This is a genomic window from Streptomyces sp. NPDC016845 (genome assembly GCF_044332585.1).
In the GTDB taxonomy this organism is placed as follows: domain Bacteria; phylum Actinomycetota; class Actinomycetes; order Streptomycetales; family Streptomycetaceae; genus Streptomyces.
The window spans coordinates 19,262-39,736 of the sequence record NZ_JBIRPI010000014.1 but is presented as its reverse complement, the minus strand read 5'-3'; the positions used below and the strand labels follow the sequence as shown (position 1 = coordinate 39,736).

Below are 20,475 nucleotides of genomic sequence, written 5' to 3'. Positions count from 1 at the left end.
CCCATGCCCGTGCACCGTGTCAGTGCTTGTGCGCGCACCCGAAGCGCAGGTCACGGCAGGGCCGGGCGCCAAGCCGTCGCTGGGGCCTTACCGGTCCGTTCAGCAGGTGACGACCTTGCCGTAGGAGCCTCGGCCCCAGTTCCACTCCCACTGCTCACCGGGCTGATAGGTGAGGCACGGGGAGTCGTTGCCCCAGTCGATGACAACCTTCAAGTGCATGGCCTCGCTGCAGTTGTTGGTGACCTTCACGTACTTCCTGTGCTTGACGACGTCCCGCTTGACGCAGGCCGGGGCCGTGCCCTGTGTGGCTGCCGCCGCGGGTTCCGCCGACGCCGCGGAGGCCGGCACGAGGCCGACGCCGAGGAGAGCCGATGCCGCGACGAGTCCGCCGGCGAGACGCTTCCGAAACTTCATATCTGGTGTCCTCCCGTGGGGCCAATGGGCCTTGAAGTGCGAGCCCTTGCTCCGCAGACCCTGCCGTTCCTTTCACCTCCAGGGCCACCTATATGACTGAAGTGCATCCTTTAGTGGCATATCCCCGCTCGCCGGGCCCGAGATCGCGGCACCGAAGCAGAGGCCCTCGTCCAGGACCGGCCGCGGCGTCGTCGCCCGGCCGCCCGGGTGCCTGCGCTGACGGAAGCCGGGGAGTAGGCTGAAACCTGGCCGCCCCGCGTATGACGCTGCTCATTCCAGCTTGATGACACTGACATTGGCTCCCGGTCGTGGCGGCACTGGTGGTGGATGCCGGAGATCGGAACACCACGCCGATGAACCACCTGCGTACCTGGACGCCCACGCGCGTCGCGAGTTCGTCGTGACGTTCCCATCGGAGGAAGCAGTCGAACTGGCCGCTCATCTGACGCGTCGCCACAAGGGCACAGACTCGATCGCGGCCGTCTGCCGGGCCGCGCTGCGTACCCCGTACTCGGTGGGTCTGGCCCTGGCTTCCGACGCCGCCCTGGCCGGCCGGGTCTCGCTCTGCTGGGACGGCCCCCTCGCCGACGACGGGGAGACACTGCAGGTCAACCTCGGTGAGGGACCCTGCGTCCAGGCGCTGCAGCGGCACGGGCCCGTCCACGCCGACGATCTCTCCCTCTCGCCGCCGACTCAGGCCTGGCCGCTGTTCGCGCACGAGGCCCGCTCCCGGGGCATTCGGGCCGCCTTCGCCCTGCCCGCACCCTTCCCCGCAACCACCGGACCGGGCCCAGGCGGCGTGGGGGGTCTGGTGCTGTCCCTCTACCGCGACCGGCCCGGCCCGCTGTCCCTGGCCGACCAGCACACCGCCACCACCCACCTGAGCGCCGCCTTGCTGCTTCTGCGCATGACCGTCGCCGCCACACCCGAGGACGAACACCCCTCGCTCATCCCGCTGTCGCAGTTGCATGCCGTCATCCACCAGGCCTCCGGCATGATCAGCTACCGCCACGGCATCCCGGTCGACCAGGCCCTGGACCGGCTGCGCGCGCATGCGCTCAGCCACGCCGTCGACCTCACGGACCTGGCCCACGCCGTGGTCCACGAGGGCCGGTCGATCCCCGAGTGACGCGCCGACACCATTCTGATGAGTGACGCATGTGCGAACGGGGCCGAAAGTCCGGGGCCGGAGCTGCTCATGACCGGCAGGTGAACTTCAACATCGTCGGGCACGCGCGAACAGGCGGGTATGCACCCCCGGAGCAAGCGCTTCTCGGCGCACTCGCTGGGTGGACCGGAAGACCGCTCCGAGGAAGTGACGCACCGTCTCCGGATCAGACGCGTCGAAACCCTCAGCCACGCTTGTCACTTCGCTGATGACCGGCCCGAAGAAGGCCCATCCGAGTTCAAGTGCCTTCTCCTCCACGTGGAACGTGGAACGGCACACGGCGCACGGCACACGGCACCGGTCGGGCGTGTCCCTGGTGCTGGCCGGTGGCTCGGCCACCGGCCTGGTCCGGTCCGCCAACGTCCCTGGCCCCGAGGGCGCTACCGGGTGTACGCCGTCGATCCGCTGGGAGGCGCCGACCGCACGCAACGCCCGAACGGCTGCTGGTTCGCCTGCACGGACGGCTCCGCCGTGCCCCGCCCGTGCCACAGCGGCCACCCCGTCTGCGGCCCTGGCAGGGCGGGCGCGATGCCGCCGTTGAGCCGGTCGCCGTCGAAGGCCACCACGGCGACGTCCACCGGTCCGACACGGTCAGGATCAAGACCACTGGGCGTGGGCAGGCCCCTCTTACCTCGCGCTCGCCGCACCTCTGGCCGCGTCCGTCGGCGCATCGCGCACCCGCGACGATGCCGTGGCCAGAGCTTGTCGTGGCTCACCGATTCGTGGTCGATTAGGGAGTGGGATGCGTTCTGTCAGAGGCAGCGGGTAGCGTTTACGCTGCGTGACCGCTGGGTGCGGTGGACGGACGGTGTGGGGGAGGGCGGCATGGCCCGTGGTGTGATCGGTGAGGTGGGGAGGATGGCCAGGGCGGGGACGCGCAGGCCGTGGCTCCCGCCGCTGGTCGAGCCGGATGCGGTGGCTTGGGTGGCAGGGCTGCTGGGGGACGGGTGGGCGGCGGTGTTCGTGCCGCAGGAGCCCAGTCGGCACGGCCGGTTGTTTCTCTGGCGGCCCACATCGGCGCGGCCCGGCGTCCTGGCGCAGGTGATGACTCCGCCGTCGGGCATCGAGGCGGGCGCGGTCGAACTGGTCCTGCCGCACGGCCGAGGGGCGCGGCGTCGGACGGTGGACGGATGGTCGGTCCCGCTGCCCGTCGCGTTGACCGCATTGGTCACGTCGTCCGACGTGGGCGAGGGAGGCCAGGACGTGCACCCCTCCGTGGCGGCGTGGCGCACGACCGCGCGCTACGCGCTCGGGATGATCGCCGAAGGGCGTCTGTACCCGGGGCTCAGCCCGCAGGGGTACGACGTGTGGCGCGTCGGCCCCTACGATGCCGGGCACCGCGGCTATCTGCGTGAACTCGCCGCCGCGTTCCCGCCCCACGCGCACTGTCTGTCCGAAGTGGGTCCGCCACCCGTGCGCATCGCCGAACCCGGCGCTTTCATAAAGGAGTTCAGCGACGCCGTCGCCGACACGATCGCCCGCACCCCGGCCGCCCCGCTGGCCGCGGGAGAGCTGCCCTACGCCTGGCGGGAGAGCCGGCCCGTGCCCGCGCTGCGCGAGTGGGCCGAGGAGACGGACGCCGCGTTCGACGCCGACATCACCGTCTCGCTGCGCGTGGACGCGCCCGAGGGCCGACGCAGGTCGTTCCGGGCGGTCCTGCAACTGCACACCGTCCGTGACCCGGCCCTCGTCGTCCCGGCCGCCCAGGTGTGGTCCGACCCCGGCGGCGCCGAGCGGCTCCTGGGGCCGCGCGCCGAGACCGAGACGCTGCTCGCCCTGCGCCGAGGTGCCCGCGTCTGGGAACCACTCGGGCGACTCCTCGCCGACGCCACGCCCGACCAACTGCGCTTGAGCGACGAGGAGGCCTTCGACCTGCTGGGCGACGCCACGACCGCGCTCGACGCCGCCGGCATCGCGGTGCACTGGCCGCGCGAACTCGTCAAGGCGCTGACCGCCCAGGCCGTCGTAGAACAGCGCACCGCGCCCGGTTCCAGCGCCCCCGGCCTCCTGGACGCCGACAGCCTCCTCGACTTCGAGTGGCGGATCTCGCTGGGCGGCGAGCCGCTCACCGAGGCCGAGATGGACACCCTCGCCGAGACGCGCCGCCCGCTGGTGCGGCTGCGCGACCAATGGGTCGTCGCCGACCCCAAGCTGGTCGCCCGCGCCAAGCGCCGCCGGATGGAACCGCTCACGCCGATGGAGGCGCTGACAGTCGCGCTGACCGGCGAGGCACAGGTCGACGAAGGCGAGAGGGTGCCGTGTGAGGCCACCGGCGCGCTCGCCGATCTCGCCCAGCGCATCCGCGACCCTGAAACCCGTCCACCGGCCCCGCAGCCCGAAGCTCTCGGCGCGACCCTGCGCGACTACCAGAAGCGCGGCTTGGCCTGGCTCGCCGAGATGTGCGACCTCGGCCTGGGAGGTTGCCTCGCCGACGACATGGGCCTGGGCAAGACGGTCACCCTGCTCGCCCTCCACCTGCACCGCCAGACCGACGCGGCGACGGCCGGGCCCACCCTCGTGGTCTGCCCGGCGTCCCTGCTCGGCAACTGGCAGCGGGAGGCGGACCGGTTCGCCCCCACCGTCCCCGTGCGCCGCTACCACGGCGGCGGGCGGCACCTCGACGACCTCGCCGGTGACGAACTCGTCCTGGTCACCTATGGCGTGCTGCGCCGCGACCGCGCCCGGCTCTCCGGCGTGAAATGGTCGTTGGTCGCCGCGGACGAGGCTCAGCACGTCAAGAACCCCTACGCGGCCACCGCCCGCGAACTGCGCGCCGTACCCGCCCGCGCGCGAGTGGCTCTCACCGGGACGCCCGTGGAGAACAACCTTTCCGAACTGTGGGCCCTGCTCGACTGGACCACCCCGGGCCTGCTCGGCAGCCTCACCGCCTTCCGAGACCAGTACGCACGCGCCATCGAATCCGGTGCGGACCCGCACGCGGCCGAGCGTCTCTCCCGCCTCGTACGCCCCTTCCTGCTGCGCCGCAAGAAGTCCGACCCCGGCATCGCCCCCGAACTGCCGGCCAAGACCGAGACCGAGCGCGTCGTCGCCCTCACCACCGAACAGGCGTCCCTGTACGAGGCCGTGGTGCGCGAGACGATGGAACGCATCCGAGAGAGTGACGGCATCGCGCGGCGTGGCCTCGTCCTCAAACTCCTCACCGCGCTCAAGCAGATCTGCAACCATCCGGCCCAGTACCTGCGCCAACAGGGTCCACTGCTCTCCAGGTCCGGCAAGCTGGACCTGCTCGACGAGCTGCTCGACACCATCACCGCCGAAGACGAGTCGGTTCTCGTCTTCACGCAGTACACCCAGATGGCGAAGCTGCTCGAACGCCATCTCGCCGAGCGGGGAACGCCCGCCCTGTACCTGCACGGCGCTACACCGGTCGCTCGGCGGGAGGAGATGGTGGCCGCGTTCCAGGACGGCCAGGCACCCGTGTTCCTGCTGTCGTTGAAGGCGGCCGGTACCGGCCTCAACCTCACCCGGGCCACCCACGTCATCCACTACGACCGCTGGTGGAACCCGGCCGTCGAGGACCAGGCCACCGACCGCGCCTACCGCATCGGCCAGGACCGCCCCGTCCAGGTCCACAAGTTCGTCGCCGAGGGCACCGTCGAGGACAAGGTGGCCGGCCTCCTGAAATCGAAGCGAGCCCTGGCGGACGCGGTCGTCGGCTCCGGTGAAGTGGCCCTGACCGAACTCGGCGACGACGACCTCGCCGAACTCGTCGCACTGGGCAGGCAGTCATGACCACACGGCACACCCCCCGCGCACGCCGTGGAAGGACCACGTCATGAGCCCAGCGGCCCGCCGTGCCCCGACCCGAGGCTCCCGCGCCTTCGCCGCCACGTGGTGGGGCCAGGCATGGGTGCGCGCCTTGGAGGACTCCACCCTCGACGCCGGTCGTCTCTCCCGCGGGCGTACCTACGCCCGCAAGGGCATGGTCGGTGACATCACCGTCGCTCCCGGAAAGATCAAGGCCCCCGTGCAGGGCAGCCTGCCCCGGCCCTACCGCGCGGCCGTCCACGTCCCCGTACTCACCTCCACACAGTGGGAGTCGCTGCTCGACACCGTCGCCGCCCGCGCGCGACACGTCGCGGCGCTGCTCGACGGGGAGATGCCCGAGGAACTCGTCGAGGACGCCCGCGGCGCCGATGTCCCGCTGCTGCCGCGCGCACACGAACTCGACCCGGAATGCTCCTGCCCGGACTGGGGCTACCCGTGCAAGCACGCCGCCGCACTCTGCTATGCCATCGCCGCCCGTGTCGACGAAGACCCCTTCACCCTGTTCGCCATGCGCGGCCGGACCCGCGAGCAGATCTTCACCGCCCTGCGCGAGCGGCGCACCGCCCACGCCGCCGAGAGCCCCGCCGTTCTCACACCGGCCGGCGTCGCGGCGGCAGCCGCCTACACCCGGTGGAAGGAGGCACAGCCACCCCTGCCCGCCCCACCGGCCCTGGGCGCTCTGCGCGGCACGGCGCCGCCCGTCGCACCGCCCCCGAACACCGGACTCGACCTGGACGACCTGTCAGCCCTCGCCGCCGACACCGCCCGCCGGGCCCGCCAGCTCCTGGCCGGCGACACCACGTCCGTCCACCTCGCCCAGCGGCACGACGCGGTCCGCCTCGCCGCGTCGCACGACACCGCGGGCTGGTCCGACGCCCTTCAACTCGGCACCGGCCTCGGCGCCTTGGAACTCGCCCGCCTCATTCGCGCCTGGCGCCACGGCGGCCCGGTCGGCGTCACCGTCGCCGAGCAGGACACGCTCGCCGCCCCTGCCGTCGTAGCGGCCGCCCGCACCGCCCTGAGCGCCGCGCTCGCCGACATGACCGACGAACCCGTCCCGATCAAGACGTGGCGCAGTCGCCTGACACTCGGCGCCACAGGCCTTCAGCTCAGGGCAGGGCCGGACGGCCGCTGGTACCCGTACGCCGAGGAGGACGGGCAGTGGTGGCCGTGCGCCGATCCGGATACGGACCCCGTCACCGCGCTGACCGGAGCGTGGACCGTGCGACGGGGGTGACATGCCTTCGCCTGCGTGACGGGGACCGGCCGGCTGTGGCCACCGGGGTGAGCCGACGGAGCAGAGCGAGGATCCGCACACTCTCTCCGGCGGCGGTCGCTCATCGGTGGTAGCCGCAGGGCGCGGCCGCCCTCGGGGTGACCCGGCCCGGCGCCTCCTCAGTTCCGCAGCAACTTCGCTCTGCGCAGGAGGCGTCGGTCATCGCCGGTATGCGGATGCTCCTCGACCACGCCGGCCTCGTCGCTGAACCGTCGGCCGCGCTGGGCATCGCGGCGATCCTCGAAGACCCTGACCGCCCTCTGCTACTGCGTCTTGCTGAGTACCGGTAGTCGGCATTACTGTATACCGGTATTCAGTACCACGCAGTACCGCCGCACGGGGGCGACCGAGGAGGGCTCGCATTGGACGATCTGACGGAGATGCTGAAGGGCACGCTCGAAGGGTGCGTGCTCGAACTCATCGGCAGTGAGGAGACCTACGGGTATGCCATCACTCGGCAGTTGAACGAGCTCGGCTTCACCGAGGTCGTGGAGGGGACGGTGTACACCATCCTGCTGCGACTGGAGCGGAACAAGCTCGTCCAGGTGACGAAGCGGCCGTCCGGGGTGGGTCCGCCGCGCAAGTTCTACGCGCTCAACGACGCCGGACGCGAGGAGCTCGCGAAGTTCTGGACGAAATGGCAGTACGTGTCATCACGCATCGACAGGCTCAAGGAGGGCGGGAAATGAACTTCTGGGAGACCATCACCGGCAGCGATCTCACCAGGGACTGGAAGGCGTTCGGAGTCCGGGTCGAGGCCCTGCCGGACGATTACCGCGCGGCGTGGGACCAGATCGTCGCCCACCTCTTTCCCTACGGGGACTTCACCGGCCGCAACCTGATGCCGATCCTCGACGCCGCCCTGGGGCTGCTCGAAGTGTCGGCAGCGGACGGGCAGAGCGTCCACGAGGTGCTCGGCGACGACATCCGGGGATTCTGCACGGCGCTGGCCGGCGGAGCAGGGGCCCGGACCTTTCGCGACCGGTGGCGTGAGCAGTTGAACAGGAACGTCGCGCGCAAACTGAGCCGGCTGGGAGGCTGACGTGGGCATCCAGGACATCATCGAAGGCAAGAAGCAGTGGCGGGAGCACGTCGCTCGGGTGAAGGCGCTCCCGCCGGACTACTGGATCGTCTACAAGGAGATGCAGAAGTACCTGTTCAAGGTCGGACCGGTCGGCCTGTCGGACGGACCTCTGCTGCCTGAGATCGTCGACTTCTTCGAAGAGGGCGCCGCCTCGGGCAAGGGCGTCCTGGAACTCATCGGCACGGACGTCGCCGCGTTCTGCGACGACCTGGTCAAGGACTCACGCACTTACGCGGATGTCTACCAGGAGTCGATCGGCGGGGCCCCCGGCACGGCCGAGAAGTAAGTAGTAACCCCGTCACGTCATGCCAGTGGGCGTGGGCGTAGTGGCCCGCGCGCGCCGTTCCTTCGCCCCGGGCGCCGCGCGAACAGACGCGCGAACAGACGCGGGGCCAGGCCGCCAGGCGCGGGGCCCGGCGGCCTCGTAACCGCCACAGAAGACCCTTTCAGCCTCCTGCCTTTGAAGGAAGCCAACATGCCCTCATCTGTCATGCCCACATCCATACGGAGGGGCGGCCGTCCGGCGTCCGCCGCTGTATCCGCCATAGGCCTGCGCAAGTCGTACGGCGACAAGACCGTCCTCGACGGCATCGATCTGCGCATTCCGGCCGGGTCGGTGTTCGCTCTGCTCGGTCCCAACGGCGCCGGCAAGACCACCGCCGTCAAGATCCTCTCCACGCTCATCAAGGCAGACGCCGGGGACCTGCACGTCGGCGGCCACGACCTGGCCGCCGATCCGCAGGCGGTGCGGGCCACGATCGGAGTGACCGGGCAGTTCTCCGCCGTGGACGGTCTGATCACCGGCGAGGAGAACATGCTTCTCATGGCCGACCTGCACCACCTGTCCAAAAAGGAGGGGCGCCGGGTCGCCGCCGAACTGCTCGAGCGTTTCGACCTCACCGAGGCGGCGGGAAAGCCCGCCTCCACCTACTCCGGGGGCATGAAGCGCCGTCTGGACATCGCCATGACCTTGATCGGCTCCCCGCGGATCATCTTCCTCGACGAGCCCACCACGGGTCTCGATCCCCGTTCCCGCCACACCATGTGGCAGATCATCCGCGGGCTGGTCTCCGGCGGTGTCACCGTCTTCCTCACCACTCAGTACCTGGAGGAGGCCGACGAACTCGCCGACCGCATCGCGGTGTTGCACGACGGCGGGATCGCTGCCGAAGGCTCCGCGGAAGAGCTCAAGCGGCTCGTCCCCGGAGGCCACGTACGCCTCCGCTTCGCCGATCCGGCCGCCTACCAGTCCGCCGCCCTCGCCCTGAGCGGGTCCGCCCGCGACGACGAGGCGCTGGCCCTGCAACTCCCCAGCGACGGCACCCAGCGTGCGCTGCGCTCCATCCTGGACCGCCTGGACGCCGTCGGTATCGAGGCCGACGAACTGACCGTCCACACCCCCGGACTCGATGATGTCTTCTTCGCCCTCACCGACAAGACCGACGTGCCCAACCAGTCCGATGAACATGCTGGGTTCGGTCCGTCCCACCAGTCCGGCCCGTCCCGCCAGGCCAAGGAGAACGCCCGATGAGCAGCCTCGCCCTCGCCGTCCGCGACTCGAACACGATGTTGAGGCGCAACCTGCTGCACGCGCGACGCTACCCGTCCGGCACCCTGAACCTGCTGCTCGCGCCGATCATGCTCCTGTTGCTCTTCGTCTATGTCTTCGGCGACGTGATGAGCGCCGGAATCGCCGGCCACGGGGCGGACCGCTCCGACTACATCGCCTACATCGTTCCCGGCATTCTGCTGATGACCGTCGGCTCCACTGTGATCGGGGCCGCGGTATACGTCTCCATGGATATGAACGAGGGCCTCGTCGCCCGCTTCAGGACGATGAACATCCACCGCAGCTCCATGATCATCGGGCACGTGGTCGGCAGTGTGCTGCAGTGTCTCGCCGGCGTGGTCCTCGTCGGGGCCGTCGCCGTGGCCATCGGTTTCCGCTCCACCGACGCCACGGCCCTGGAGTGGCTCGCGGCATTCGGGCTGATCGCACTGTTCGCCCTGGCGCTCACCTGGATCGCCGTCGGGATGGGTATGGCCAGCCCGAACGCCGAGGCAGCCGCCAACAGTGCCCAGCCGCTGATCCTGCTGCCGCTCATCTCCAGCGCCTTCATCCCGGCCGCGACGATGCCGGGCTGGTTCCAGCCGATCGCCGAGTACCAGCCCTTCACCCCTGCCATCGAGACCCTGCGCGGCCTGCTCCTCGGCACCGAGATCGGCAACAACGGCTGGATCGCCCTCGTCTGGTGTGTCGGCCTGACCGTGCTCGGGCACCGCTGGGCGACGGCGCGGTTCAACCGCGACCCGAAGTAGGCGCGCAGGCGGCGGAGGATGCGGTCGACGTCGTGACAGCGGTCGTCGACGACGTCACCGTGACTGCCTCGGCGCCCCCGGCCGCGTCCGCCGCCGACTCGCCGGCGGCACGACCGTAAGCAGTGGGACCGAGAACGACCGCCACGTTCGCCACCGCGCCGACCGGGGCGCGTCACCATCCTGTGGCTGTGTGCCGGCCCACCTCAGCGGGAGCGAGGCGGGCCGGTACTCGTGCGGGGTGGTCGTAGACGATCGCTGTGGGACGGCCAGGGGTGATGAGCAGGCTGCGCGTGGCCCGTGCTCCGTCCTCACCGGAGTAGTCGGTGTGCACCACGACGGGTTCGGACAGCTCGCGGCAGCTCGCCTCGAACGCGTCATCCCGCACAGTGGTGTGCGCAGGCCCCGTGAGTCCCGCCACCCGCGCGATGCTGCGATGTCCCGGAGTCGCCAGATAGGCGACGTTTTCCCGGATGCTTGCTCCGTCGTCGGACCAGACGGCGGGCACACTCCCGGGCGCGTGCGGCGGGCCGACGTCGTCGTGGCTGGTGACGGTCTGGAGCATGAGCGCGATGGAGCGCGGGGCGAGCTCGGATTCGATGCCGCCGATGCGTTCCATGAAGAACGGCTCGACGCTGAGGGTCCGTACGGGTCGGCCCACGGCCAGGCCCACGGCGCGAGCCCGTCGCGTCGGCCGCGCGCGCTGTTCACGAGCGGCTCTCGCCGGCAGGGAGGGGGACGCTGGTGTGAGTGGTGCCCGATGCGCCGATGGGTGCCCCGATGGTTTTCAAGGGTGCGGCGCTGAGGGCCAGGAGAGCCACGTCGTCCGCCGGGCCGTCGGGGAAGGTGGCGAGGAGCGCGGTGAGGTCGTCGATGATCGCGGCCGCGCCGGGCGCCGCGCTGGTGGCCGCGTGGTGGGTGAGGTGCGCGGCCAGGTTCTCCTCGTCGAACCGGGCGCCGTGGGAGGTACGTGACGCGATGAAGCCGTCGCTGTACAGGAGCAGTGCCTCGCCCGGTGCCAGGCGCAGCGTCCGGGAGACGAACGGCGCATCGGCGAGCACGCCGAGGAGCATGCCGCCGGTCAGCTCCACCGGAATCGCGCGGGGGCGCAACCCGTCGCGGGCCGGCCGCAGGTGGAACGCGGGAGGGTGGCCGCCCCCGGTCAGGGTGAGGGTGAAGCCGCCCGCGGGGTCGGGAACCAGGGTGCCGAGGACAAGGGTGCACAGGCGTTCGTCGGCGGTCCGGTCCGGCAGCAGGGCGGTGTTGAGTGTTTCGAGGACGGTGCGCGGGTCGGCCTCCAGCGGTGCCGTGGCGCGCAGGGTGTGGCGGATCAGGGAGGTGAGCGCGGCAGCCGTCGTGCCTCTGCCGCTCACGTCCCCCAGGCAGAACGCCCACCGGTCGGCGCCGAGAGGAAAGACGTCGTAGAAGTCGCCGCCGACATCGTGGACGGACGCGGTGGTGTAGTGGCAGGCCGCCTGCAGGCCCGGGACCTGGGGCAGCGTCGGAGGCAGCAGGGTGCTCCGCAGGGCCGCGGCGAACTCGGCCGCCCTGGCCCGGTCCTGCTCGGCCCGCTCCGTTGCCGCGTGGGCGGCCTCCAGCAGTTCGCGTTCCCTGCGCAGCATGCGCAGGGCGGAGAGCCGTAGCTCCAGCTGGTCCATGACCAGCGCCGCCAGGTCGGTCAGGGCGGCGGCCCGCGCGGGTGTGATCCGGCGGGGCCGGACGTCCAGGACGTCGACCGCACCGAGCCGGTGGCCGTCCGGTGTGGTGATGGGGGCGGCGGCGTAGAAGCGGACGCCGGCCGGTCCTGTCACCATCGGGTGCGCGCCGACGAGGGGGTCGTGGCGGGTGTCGCGGACGACCAGGGGGGTGTCACCCTCGATGACCGAGGCGCTCAGGCACGCGCCCCGGTCGGCCTGGGTGACGCCGTCGAGCCCGTACGCGGCCTTGAACCAGACCCGGTCGGTGTCGACGATCGTCACCGTCGCCATCGGTGCGCCGAAGAGGCGCGCGGCCAGCGCGGCGATCCGGTCGAACGCTCCGTCCGGCGGGGTGCCCAGGATGTCGTAGCGGCGCACCGCCTCGATCCGCCGCGCCTCCCGTTCCTGATCTCGCTCAGGCGATTCCATGCCTTCCGTCCTGTTCGTCGTCCGGCCTGCTCCCGCGCCTTGTCCGTCTTGTGCCGCTCACTCGGGCCGCTGTGTACGGGCGTTGTGCGCGAGGCCGTCCGCACGGTCCGCCGCGCGTCCTTGCACCAGGGCGCGGAGCACCAGGCGCGCAGCACCAGGGCGTGCAGTACCGCGGGACCGAGGAGGTTCGCGGATCTGTCCGGTCCGTCCGACGCCGCGGGAAGTTCTCCTACGGCGGTACGTCCCGCCGGTCACGGCGTCCGACGAAGAATCGGCGTACAGGTCCGCCGGACCCTGAGGGAGCGGTATCGGCCTGCCGGCGGTTGGGGCGGCGCAGGCGCACCGCGTCCAGGGCGGAGCGCTCGTGGCCCGGTCGGCGCGGGCGCAGGCGTCATCGTTCACCTGCCGACGTCAGGGGCGCGGGCCGCCACGCGGCGGGTGCGATCCCGGTGCGGCTCGCCGGTGTGCTGTTCAGCAGGAAGGCGCAGTCGGCGAGGGTGAGGATCTGCCGCAGCGAGGGCGGTGGGTGGTGCAGCCGCAGGGCGCCGCCCGCTCTGGTGGCCTGCTTGTGAGCGCGCAGGAAGGCGTTGAGACCGCTCATGTCGCAGAAGGTGACACCCGTCAGGTCGATGTCGATCGTGCATGTACCTCCGTACAGACACTCCCGCAGTGACCCGCTGACCAACGGCACTGTCTCGATGTCGATCTCACCGGCCAGGGTGATCAGTGCCCGGCTCCGCTCGTCGAGCCGGTGGACGTTCAGGTGGGGCACGGACATGGCGCCTCCCGTTCCGGGCGACGGCCGGGACGGTGGTCTGCGATGCAGGCTCAGAGCCCGGCAGGTGTGTGTGCTCAGCAGCAACGCGCCGTCGGGGTCTGGAACGTCGGCGTCCTGACATGAGGGTAGTCCCGGATGCGCCGCGGCGGGAGGCGGGAAGAGCCCGCGAGCCATGTGGACACCGCCGGTGTTCAGGTGTGGCGAGCGGTGACGCGGTCATGGCCCCCGGCCTCGGTTCGGAGAAGCGGCCGGGGTCAGGGGCCAGGGCATCGCTGATGAAGCGAACCGGGGGTCAGTCCGTCTCGCCGACGTGGGTGCGCCGTGCCTGTGAGCGGCTGTCGACGAGCCAGGACCTGGGTGCCGGGTCGGAGAGCCGGGTGTGCAGGGTGTCGACTGTCAGGTGGAGGCGGGTGCCGTCTCCTGCGCTGCCCGCGGGGTAGCTGCGGGGCTCGTCGCAGACGAAGAACCGGCTGAGGAGCAGCGCGACCTGCCGTGCCGATTCGGGGTCGGCGGCGACGATGCGGACCTCCGCGTGGCCGTCGGCCGGCTGGTTCTCGCAGTCCGGCCCGGTCCGGCCGGACTGCGTCGCTGGGTTTGCGGCCTGCGCGGTCATGTCCTTCGTCCCCTCGTGGCGGTGTTGATCCTGCGCCGGGAACGGAGGCGTCCGCGCCCACCGTCCCGGTGGTCGCGGACGGCGGGTGGTGAGGCGCTGCCCGGTTGCGGCCGCCTCGGGCTGTGAGTGCCACGGCGACCGGGAAGGAGACGACTGGACCGGTGCGGGGCCGGCCGATCGGCGTGGCGGTCCGGCTCGTCGGCGATGAGAGCGCTTCCTGTCCGGTCGGCTCCGAGGGCGCAGGCGGCGGCCATGAGCCGTGCGGCGGCTGCCGCGTCCGTCTCCGGGGGGATGATCAGCAGGTCCCAGCGGCCTATGTGGTAGGAGAGCAGCGAGAGTTGGTGCGGGTCCTGCTCGGCCCGGAGCCAACCCACCTTGACCACATGGCCGTTGACCGGAACCTTGCGTGGTGCGACCGGCCAGTACGTCGGGTTGACCGTGACGCGCGTGACGCGGCCCCACAGCGGTTCCAACACGTCGGTCAGGGCGGGAAGTTCACGAGTGAGGTCTCGGGAGCGCGGCCACCAGGCGCCGTCGAGCAGCCCGGAGGGCGCGTCCGGAGGCTTGAGGGACAGCCGCAACGGCGGGTGGTCGGAAGGTTCGGTGATCGGTATGGCCGGCGGGGGTCGTGCGGTGAGCACCGTCATGGTGTCGGCCCGTCTCCGGGCCTGTCGTGGCCGGCCCGGTGCTGTCGAACCGAGAGAGATACCGACATGGAAGCCGGTCAGGAGATGCTCTCGGTACTGCCGACCTTACTCCGGTGGCAGCACCGACCACGACTGACCTTCTGAGCGCGTTGTGGCAGGTCGGATCTCGACCGGCGTCAGAGTCCGAGTCCGAGTCCGAGACCGCGCAGGCGCTCGGTATCGGACGGCCCGCCCGCCGATGTGTGTCCGGTGGGCGGGCCCGACCGCTACTGCGCGTACGTCTCGAACTCGGCGACCTGCGGTGTCGCGCTCGCGCTGGTGATCTCGAAGGTCACCTTCTTCAGCGACGTCTTCGGGAAGGAGATCGCGCCTGCCCCGCTGCCGGAGGTCAGCACCGCGCCGGTGTCACCGTTGAGGACCCGCCAGGACTTGATGCGCCCCGTCGCGGAAGACGCCTCCCGTATGTTGATCTTCGAAACGGCGGTGGCGGAGCCCCACTTGATCGAGACGGAGCCCGTCGTGCCGCTCGGTGACCAGGAAGTGTTCAGGTCACCGTCCCGTACGTAGCCGTAGCTGCTCCCGCTCGCCTTGCTGGAGCCGTCGGAGCCGGCGCCGATGCTGAGGTTGGTGCCGGAGGGGTCGGTCGGCGTCGGAGTGGGGTCCGTGGGGGTGGGGTCGGTGGGGGTGGGGGTCGGGTCCGTGGGGGTCGGCGTCGGCGTCTGCGGCGAGCAGTTGCCGTCCGACACCTTCATGCCCTTGTTGGCGCCCGCCGTCTGCCCGACGACGGCCGGCACGCAGCTCGCGGCGTCGAGGCTGAAGGCGTAGGGGATGCTGACCGTGGTGTTGGAGACCGGATTGGGGCCCGCCGGCTTGTTCTCCGAACTGGGCGCCGACCACGTCACGTTGTCGAAGATGTTGCCGCTGACCTGCCAGTAGCCGGCCGCGTCGGTGTAGAAGGTGCCAAGAACGTCCTTCGAGTTCTTGAAGTAGTTGTTGTCCACCTTCGCGCGCGCCCCGGCACGGGAGTTGATGCCCGACTCGTTGAGGCTCACGTAGTAGTTGTTGTACATGTGCGCGGTGCCGCCGCGCAGCAGGGGAGTGCGGGAGTCGATGTTCTCGTACAGGTTGTGATGGAACGTGATGTTGCCGTTCGAAAGCTCGGTCTCGCTCGATCCGATGAGGCCGCCGCGGCCGGAGTTGCGCAGTGTGCTGTACGACAGGGTGACGTACTGGGTGTTGTCCTTCATGTCGAAGAGACCGTCGTAGCCGTCGGACTCGCCGCCCGACGCCTTGAGGTCGGCGTGGTCGACCCAGACGTTGCGGACATTGCTCTCCATGCCGATGGCGTCGCCGCCGTTGGACGTCGGAGAGCCGGACTTCTTGACGTTCTGGATGGTGACGTTCTGGATGATGATGTTGCTGGACTCCCTTATGTGGATGCCCAGTTGGTCGAAGACGGCGCCGCTGCCGACGCCGACGATCGACACGTTGCTGATCTGCTTGAGCTCGATCACACCGGCGGCGGTGTTGCAGCTGGAGCCCGACACCTTGCTGGTGTTGGCGTGGTTGATCGTGCCCTCGACCTCGATGATGACCGGAGTGCTGGCGCTGGCCCGGTTGCACAGGGCGGCGTGGATCTGGGTTCCGGTGGTGGCCTTCACCGTCGCCCCGCCCTTGCCGCCGGTGGTGCCGCCGTTCTGGGAGGCATAGCCGGTCGCGGTGCCGGTCACGGCGGCCGACGCGGTGGTCATCGACAGCGCCACTCCGGCCGTTCCCGCGAGGGCGAGCGCGCCGATTCCGGCGGTGAGCCGCAGGGCGACAGGTCGTCGAAGTCTCATGGTTGTCTCCTTTTCATGTGCTCTATCTGCTCTATCTGCTCTATGTGATCTGTGTGCCGCGCGTGCTTCACGTGCTTTGCATGCTTCGCGTGCTTCGTGCGTGCGTAGCAATGTGCATGTACATGTCAGATACGTTCGTGGAGTCGCCGACGGGGACACGGATGAGGGAGCGAGGAGTGCCTTCGGGGTCGTGCAGGGCCGGACGTCCGCGCCGCCGGACGTGGCGGCAGCGGCGGCCCTCCGTTACCGGAAGCCGTTGCTGATGAGGTTGTTGTGCACGGCGGTCATGGCGTACGTCCTTCGCGCAGGGCGCGCGGGAGCCCCGGAGGGCACCGCGCACCTATCAGGGAACGGCTCACGCGTAACTCGCGGCAGCGCACCGCGAAAACCGCCTCCACCGATACGTCCCAGCATCGGGAAAGCGCTTTCTGGCCGTGACAATAGGGCGACGACGGTTCGGCTGGCAAGGTTCCGCGCACGATGAGACGGAGGCGCTCCGCGCTCCGCCCGCCGACCGCTGTCAGCGGTTGATCACCTTCGCCATCTCGATCCAGGAGTCCGGTCCGAGGACCCCGTCGGGTGTCAGTCCCCGGCCGCGCTGCCATCGCGCCACGGCGTGGGCGAAGGTGGCGTCGGCCGGGGCCGATCCGGGTGACGCGATGAGCCGGGCGATGGCGTCGGCGTGCCCGTCCCAGCGCAGAGCCGAGGCATAGGAGGTGTTCAGGCGGATCGCCCGGACCACGGCGTCGGGGTCGAGCACGGCGGCCGAGTCGGTCGGTCCCGACTCTTGTTGGGAGGCCGGGGGCGCTCCGTCGCGGACCTTGAGGATGGCGAAGTACCGGCAGGTCTGCCCTGACTGCTGCGGCACCACGAAGCCCTGTGCGTCGAGCGCGATCGTCTTGGCCTTCACCGAATCGCTGACGTTGCCGCCGACGGCGGTGAGTTTGCGGCCGGGCCGGTCCACGGCCGTGACGACATCGCAGTGCGTCGACCACGCCGTGCCGTTGTCGATCGTCGCATAGGTGACGCCGCCGCATCCGCCGCCGCCGTCCCGGTCGGCGCAGACCAGGTCGCCGACCTCAGGAACGATCTTCTCGACCGGGTAGGCCCAGAAGGGATTGGCGGTGTTGCCCGTCTCGGCGTTGCGCTTGGCGGCGCTGACGTACTCGCGATGTGCCGTGCTGTAGGCGAAGGCGCTGCCCGCACCTGCTCGGCGCATCACCCAGCTGATGAGGACCGCGCTCCACGGATGGCCGCTCTGCCACGAACCACTCTGCAGGTCCGACGCGGTCACCGTGATCCCGACGCCGGTGCGGTAGTAGTCCTGGAGCGTCGCCGTCATCGTCGACTCGGTCTCCACGCGGGCCCCGTTTCCCCATCGGGTCCGCTCCTCCTCGGCGACCTGGGCGATCCTGGCCCGCAGCGGACCGACGCTCGGGGCACCGCCGGCGGGTACGCCGCCCGGGACGGGGACGTAGGGCGAACCGGACGCCGGGGGCGGGGCGCTCCCCAGCGCGCCGCGGTGCGCGTCGATCGCGGCGATGTCCCGTTTCGCCGCGTCGCCCGAGGCGTAGGACCAGCGGGCCCAGCTGCCGCGGACGTCGATGTGGGCGTAGGCGGCGCCGATCCCGACCGCGAGATCCCGGCCGCAGGCGTCGAGCGCGGCCTTGGCGAGGTCGAGTCCGGTCATGCCCGCGACGCTGATGTCGGCGGCCTGTCCGCTGCAGTGCCGGCTGAGGGTCGGGGTGGCGCCCCGGGCGCGGTACAGGGCCACATTGCGCGCCCAGGACCGGTACCCCGAGCTGATGGTGACGGGTCTACCCAGCCGGTCGCGGAGCGTTTGCAGGCAGCGCACCAGCGCGGGGGAGATCCTGGCGATGTCGGCGGCCGTTCCACCGCTGCTCACGAGTTCACCGACGGTGAAGTTCGGGGAGAGCCTCTGTGGCCGGACGGCGGGACCGGTGGCGTAGAGCGGGAGCCCGGTCGCGTACGGGTCCCAGTGTTCCGCCTCCTTGGCGATGGCGCCCGTGGTCGGCGTCAGGGCAAGGCCGGACGGGAACGCCTCGTCCTGGACCGGGTTTCTGGCGAGCTCCCACTCGGCCAGCTCCACCTCTCCGGACTCGGCCTCGCCGGCAATCTCCGGGGCGAAGGACCCGTCGCGCGCTTCGGCGGCGAACTCGGCCAGGGACATCTCGGGGCCCGACTCCTGCTTGTCGCTGCCCTGCTCGGCCGGCCGGAACACTTCCTGCGCGACCCAGTTCGGGGGCTGCTGCGCGACGGACGGCGGATCGGCGGAGAGGGACTCGGTCCAGTCCCAGGTCTGCGGGCGGGTCATCGTCGCCTCCCGGTCTCAAGCGGTGTCGGCCGGTTCAGAGCCGCACGGGTGCGGAGCCGTTCGAGCCGGCCTTGGCGGGGTCGGGTGCCGCGGGCAGATGGGCGCTCGGCAGCCGCACGGGCTGCGAGGACGACGGCGGCGGGCCATTGACCACCCGGACCCCCGGCTCCTTGATCGACGACCCCGTCGCGGACTGCCAGAGGTCGATGACGCGGTTCATCGTGTCGCGCACCACCGGTTGCGGAGAGCCGCTGCGGAACAGCAGCTCGGCATCGCCGGGCGTGTTGAACTTGCCTGCCTCGATGAACATCATCACCGGTGAGACGAGGTCGGCGAGTTCGAACAGTTCACGAGCGCGGCGCGGAGGTGTGATGCCCACCCGCTGCGCGATCCGGGAGAGGCGGTCCGCGGCGTTCCCGCCGGCACCCGCGCTCGCCTGGAGGTCCTGCACGACGTTGTTCTCGGTCTCGAGCAGCAGGTGGAACCAGCTCATGGTGACGACATGGCCGAACTCCTCGCGGGCGAGCATCCCGGCGCGGCGACGCATCCCCATCATCTCCGAGAGCGTCTGGCACAGGTAGGCGATGTACGAGGCGTCGGTGGGGTTGGCGCCGACCGCGTTGCTGTCGTTCACGAACGCGAGCCACACCTGTCGCAGCAACTCGATCCACACCTCGCCGAACCGGAGGTTCGCGGACGCTCCGACGTCCGACTTCCACGGCTGGCCAGGGGTTCCGGGCGGCGAGTGCGGCAGGTCCATCCCGAACATCCGCCAGTAGGCGTTGCGCCGGTTGACCAGGGGGTCCGGACGTAAGGCGCTGGTAGTACCGGTGACGGAGAACAGCGGGGGGTCGCGGAAGAACAGTTCCTCGGTGGCCCGGACCCAGCTGTAGGTCGTGTCATTGGCGGCTTCGAGCGTCTCGCCGACCACATAGCGGCGGACGACCTCCCGCAGGATCTCCGCGACACCGGTGCTCTCGACCAGAAAGGCGTAGATCAGGTGGTCCCACGGCAGTGCGGCGCCTGTGCCGATGCCCGGGGCGAAGGGCGGGGAGAACTGACCGGGGATCTGGATTCCGGAGCGCAGAGCGTCGAGCAGCCCTCCGTTCACCTCACCGGGCAGCTGGAGGCGGGCCACGACGTCCGGGGTGATGCCCGTCGGGGAGGTTTCGAAGCCGGGCCAGTCGGCTTGGCCGCCCTGGGCCCATGCCTCCTCCAGCCAGCGGCTGAGTTGCAACGGATGGATCCGGAAGAACTCGTCGGTGTCGAATCCCGAGTCGGCCAGCAGGCGGGCGAGGGTACGGAACATGGTGGTCTCCTCAGGGGGTGGGCCGGGACGGGGCCTTGGCCTTGGCGATCCTCGGGACACCCGTCAGGATCCGCCGCCCGGACTCGTCGAACACCCGCAGCCGTACGACGCTGTCGACCACGATGTGGTCGTGGCGGAGGTGCGTCGGGTCACCGGGAGACTTGCTGGCCTCGGCCACCTTCACGAGCCAGACCTTGTTGGACCTCCGGCCGAAGCGGTTGAAGCCGCCGATGCTGAACGCCTCGGCGGGAAGCGGCGCACCGAGCTCCACCAGCCCGTGCGACAGCACCGGGCGCACCATCCGTTCTGGCGGGTCCGAACTGCCGCGCCCGAGCCCGGTCAGCAGGTCCCGGAAGTCGCGCTCGATGTTCAGCTGCGCGGGGCTGAAGGCCTCCGGGTCACGTGCCTGGGAACCGTTGCGCAGGAACGTCGTCAGTGCCGTGATCGCGTCGGCGATGTCGGGCGGCGGGGATCCGCACGGCGATCCGGGCGGCGGGGATCCGGGCGACGAGGATTCAGTCAGCGAGCCGGACGGCGGGGATCCGGGCAGCGAGCCGGGCGGCGGGGATTCGGGCAGTGAGGATCCGGGCAGCGAGCCGGGCGGCGGGGATTCGGGCAGTGAGGATCCGGACGGCGATCCGGACGGCGAGGATCCGGGCGGCGAGGATCCGGGCAGCGACGGTCCGGGGGCCGGGGCCTTGCCGGGCGGGGGCGCCGGGTCCGGTCCCGGTTTCCGGCCCGGTCCCGTTCCAGGTGGCGGCGTCGGGGGGTGCGTCATGGCT

At 70.7% G+C, this 20,475-nt stretch carries 19 protein-coding genes and 1 pseudogene; 9 read left to right on the top strand and 11 right to left on the bottom strand.

Translation table 11 applies throughout. The features are described from left to right. Positions 1 to 99: 99 nt before the first annotated feature. Complete coding sequence (locus ACH4RC_RS28015; protein WP_398205844.1) at positions 100 to 414, bottom strand: hypothetical protein; 315 nt, start codon at positions 412 to 414, stop codon at positions 100 to 102. 400 nt (positions 415 to 814) lie between these two features. Here ACH4RC_RS28015 and ACH4RC_RS28010 point away from each other — a divergent pair, with 400 nt between their 5' ends. After that, positions 815 to 1,543, top strand: a complete 729-nt coding sequence (locus ACH4RC_RS28010) for an ANTAR domain-containing protein (protein WP_398205843.1) — start codon at positions 815 to 817, stop codon at positions 1,541 to 1,543. Positions 1,544 to 1,962: 419 nt separating this feature from the next. Here ACH4RC_RS28010 and ACH4RC_RS28005 read toward each other — a convergent pair whose 3' ends face one another. Continuing rightward, entirely contained in the window at positions 1,963 to 2,160 is a 198-nt protein-coding gene (locus ACH4RC_RS28005; protein ID WP_398205841.1) for a hypothetical protein, read from the bottom strand. Between the two features lie 247 nt (positions 2,161 to 2,407). Here ACH4RC_RS28005 and ACH4RC_RS28000 point away from each other — a divergent pair, with 247 nt between their 5' ends. The 8 genes and pseudogenes from ACH4RC_RS28000 (at position 2,408) to ACH4RC_RS27965 (ending at position 10,050) form a co-directional block, all read left to right on the top strand. Beyond that, positions 2,408 to 5,335 (top strand): DEAD/DEAH box helicase, encoded by a 2,928-nt coding sequence (locus tag ACH4RC_RS28000; protein ID WP_398205840.1) that lies wholly within the window; start codon positions 2,408 to 2,410, stop codon positions 5,333 to 5,335. Positions 5,336 to 5,378: 43 nt separating this feature from the next. After that, positions 5,379 to 6,608, top strand: coding sequence for an SWIM zinc finger family protein (locus ACH4RC_RS27995; protein ID WP_398205839.1), 1,230 nt, complete (start codon positions 5,379 to 5,381; stop codon positions 6,606 to 6,608). 185 nt (positions 6,609 to 6,793) lie between these two features. Next, positions 6,794 to 6,904 (top strand): annotated as a pseudogene (locus ACH4RC_RS27990) (threonine dehydratase); the annotation flags it as partial. A 105-nt stretch (positions 6,905 to 7,009) separates the two neighbouring features. Beyond that, the gene (locus ACH4RC_RS27985) at positions 7,010 to 7,336 is read left to right on the top strand and encodes a PadR family transcriptional regulator (RefSeq protein ID WP_398205837.1); all 327 of its coding nucleotides are present in this window, start codon (positions 7,010 to 7,012) and stop codon (positions 7,334 to 7,336) included. Further along, entirely contained in the window at positions 7,333 to 7,689 is a 357-nt protein-coding gene (locus tag ACH4RC_RS27980) for a DUF1048 domain-containing protein (protein ID WP_398205836.1), read from the top strand. The genes ACH4RC_RS27985 and ACH4RC_RS27980 overlap by 4 nt, the downstream gene beginning before the upstream one ends. Before the next feature lies 1 nt (position 7,690). Further along, entirely contained in the window at positions 7,691 to 8,017 is a 327-nt protein-coding gene (locus tag ACH4RC_RS27975) for a DUF1048 domain-containing protein (protein ID WP_398205834.1), read from the top strand. A gap of 204 nt (positions 8,018 to 8,221) precedes the next feature. Beyond that, positions 8,222 to 9,262, top strand: coding sequence for an ATP-binding cassette domain-containing protein (locus ACH4RC_RS27970; RefSeq protein ID WP_398205833.1), 1,041 nt, complete (start codon positions 8,222 to 8,224; stop codon positions 9,260 to 9,262). Continuing rightward, on the top strand, positions 9,259 to 10,050 hold the full coding sequence (locus tag ACH4RC_RS27965; protein WP_398205832.1) for an ABC transporter permease: 792 nt from the start codon (positions 9,259 to 9,261) through the stop codon (positions 10,048 to 10,050). Before ACH4RC_RS27970 ends, ACH4RC_RS27965 begins: the two co-directional genes overlap by 4 nt. A gap of 172 nt (positions 10,051 to 10,222) precedes the next feature. On the opposite strand, the gene ACH4RC_RS27960 is transcribed toward ACH4RC_RS27965, so the two are convergent. From ACH4RC_RS27960 to ACH4RC_RS27920, 9 genes are all read right to left on the bottom strand, one after another. Further along, on the bottom strand, positions 10,223 to 10,720 hold the full coding sequence (locus tag ACH4RC_RS27960; RefSeq protein WP_398205830.1) for a hypothetical protein: 498 nt from the start codon (positions 10,718 to 10,720) through the stop codon (positions 10,223 to 10,225). A gap of 34 nt (positions 10,721 to 10,754) precedes the next feature. Further along, positions 10,755 to 12,173, bottom strand: coding sequence for a PP2C family protein-serine/threonine phosphatase (locus ACH4RC_RS27955; RefSeq protein WP_398205828.1), 1,419 nt, complete (start codon positions 12,171 to 12,173; stop codon positions 10,755 to 10,757). Between the two features lie 391 nt (positions 12,174 to 12,564). Next, on the bottom strand, positions 12,565 to 12,951 hold the full coding sequence (locus ACH4RC_RS27950) for an STAS domain-containing protein (RefSeq protein ID WP_398205826.1): 387 nt from the start codon (positions 12,949 to 12,951) through the stop codon (positions 12,565 to 12,567). Positions 12,952 to 13,243: 292 nt separating this feature from the next. Then, complete coding sequence (locus ACH4RC_RS27945; RefSeq protein ID WP_398205825.1) at positions 13,244 to 13,564, bottom strand: hypothetical protein; 321 nt, start codon at positions 13,562 to 13,564, stop codon at positions 13,244 to 13,246. Continuing rightward, positions 13,561 to 14,211: a DUF5994 family protein gene (locus tag ACH4RC_RS27940; protein WP_398205823.1), complete on the bottom strand. Its 651-nt coding sequence runs from the start codon at positions 14,209 to 14,211 to the stop codon at positions 13,561 to 13,563. Before ACH4RC_RS27940 ends, ACH4RC_RS27945 begins: the two co-directional genes overlap by 4 nt. A 266-nt stretch (positions 14,212 to 14,477) precedes the next feature. Then, positions 14,478 to 16,049, bottom strand: coding sequence for a polysaccharide lyase family 1 protein (locus tag ACH4RC_RS27935; RefSeq protein WP_398205822.1), 1,572 nt, complete (start codon positions 16,047 to 16,049; stop codon positions 14,478 to 14,480). 520 nt (positions 16,050 to 16,569) lie between these two features. Continuing rightward, positions 16,570 to 18,384 carry a DUF2272 domain-containing protein gene (locus tag ACH4RC_RS27930; RefSeq protein WP_398205820.1) on the bottom strand — a complete coding sequence of 605 codons (1,815 nt, stop codon included), beginning with the start codon at positions 18,382 to 18,384 and terminating at the stop codon, positions 16,570 to 16,572. A 34-nt stretch (positions 18,385 to 18,418) separates the two neighbouring features. Beyond that, positions 18,419 to 19,693 carry a hypothetical protein gene (locus ACH4RC_RS27925; RefSeq protein WP_398205819.1) on the bottom strand — a complete coding sequence of 425 codons (1,275 nt, stop codon included), beginning with the start codon at positions 19,691 to 19,693 and terminating at the stop codon, positions 18,419 to 18,421. A gap of 10 nt (positions 19,694 to 19,703) precedes the next feature. Next, the gene (locus tag ACH4RC_RS27920; RefSeq protein ID WP_398205817.1) at positions 19,704 to 20,471 is read right to left on the bottom strand and encodes a hypothetical protein; all 768 of its coding nucleotides are present in this window, start codon (positions 20,469 to 20,471) and stop codon (positions 19,704 to 19,706) included. Between the last annotated feature and the right edge of the window lie 4 nt (positions 20,472 to 20,475).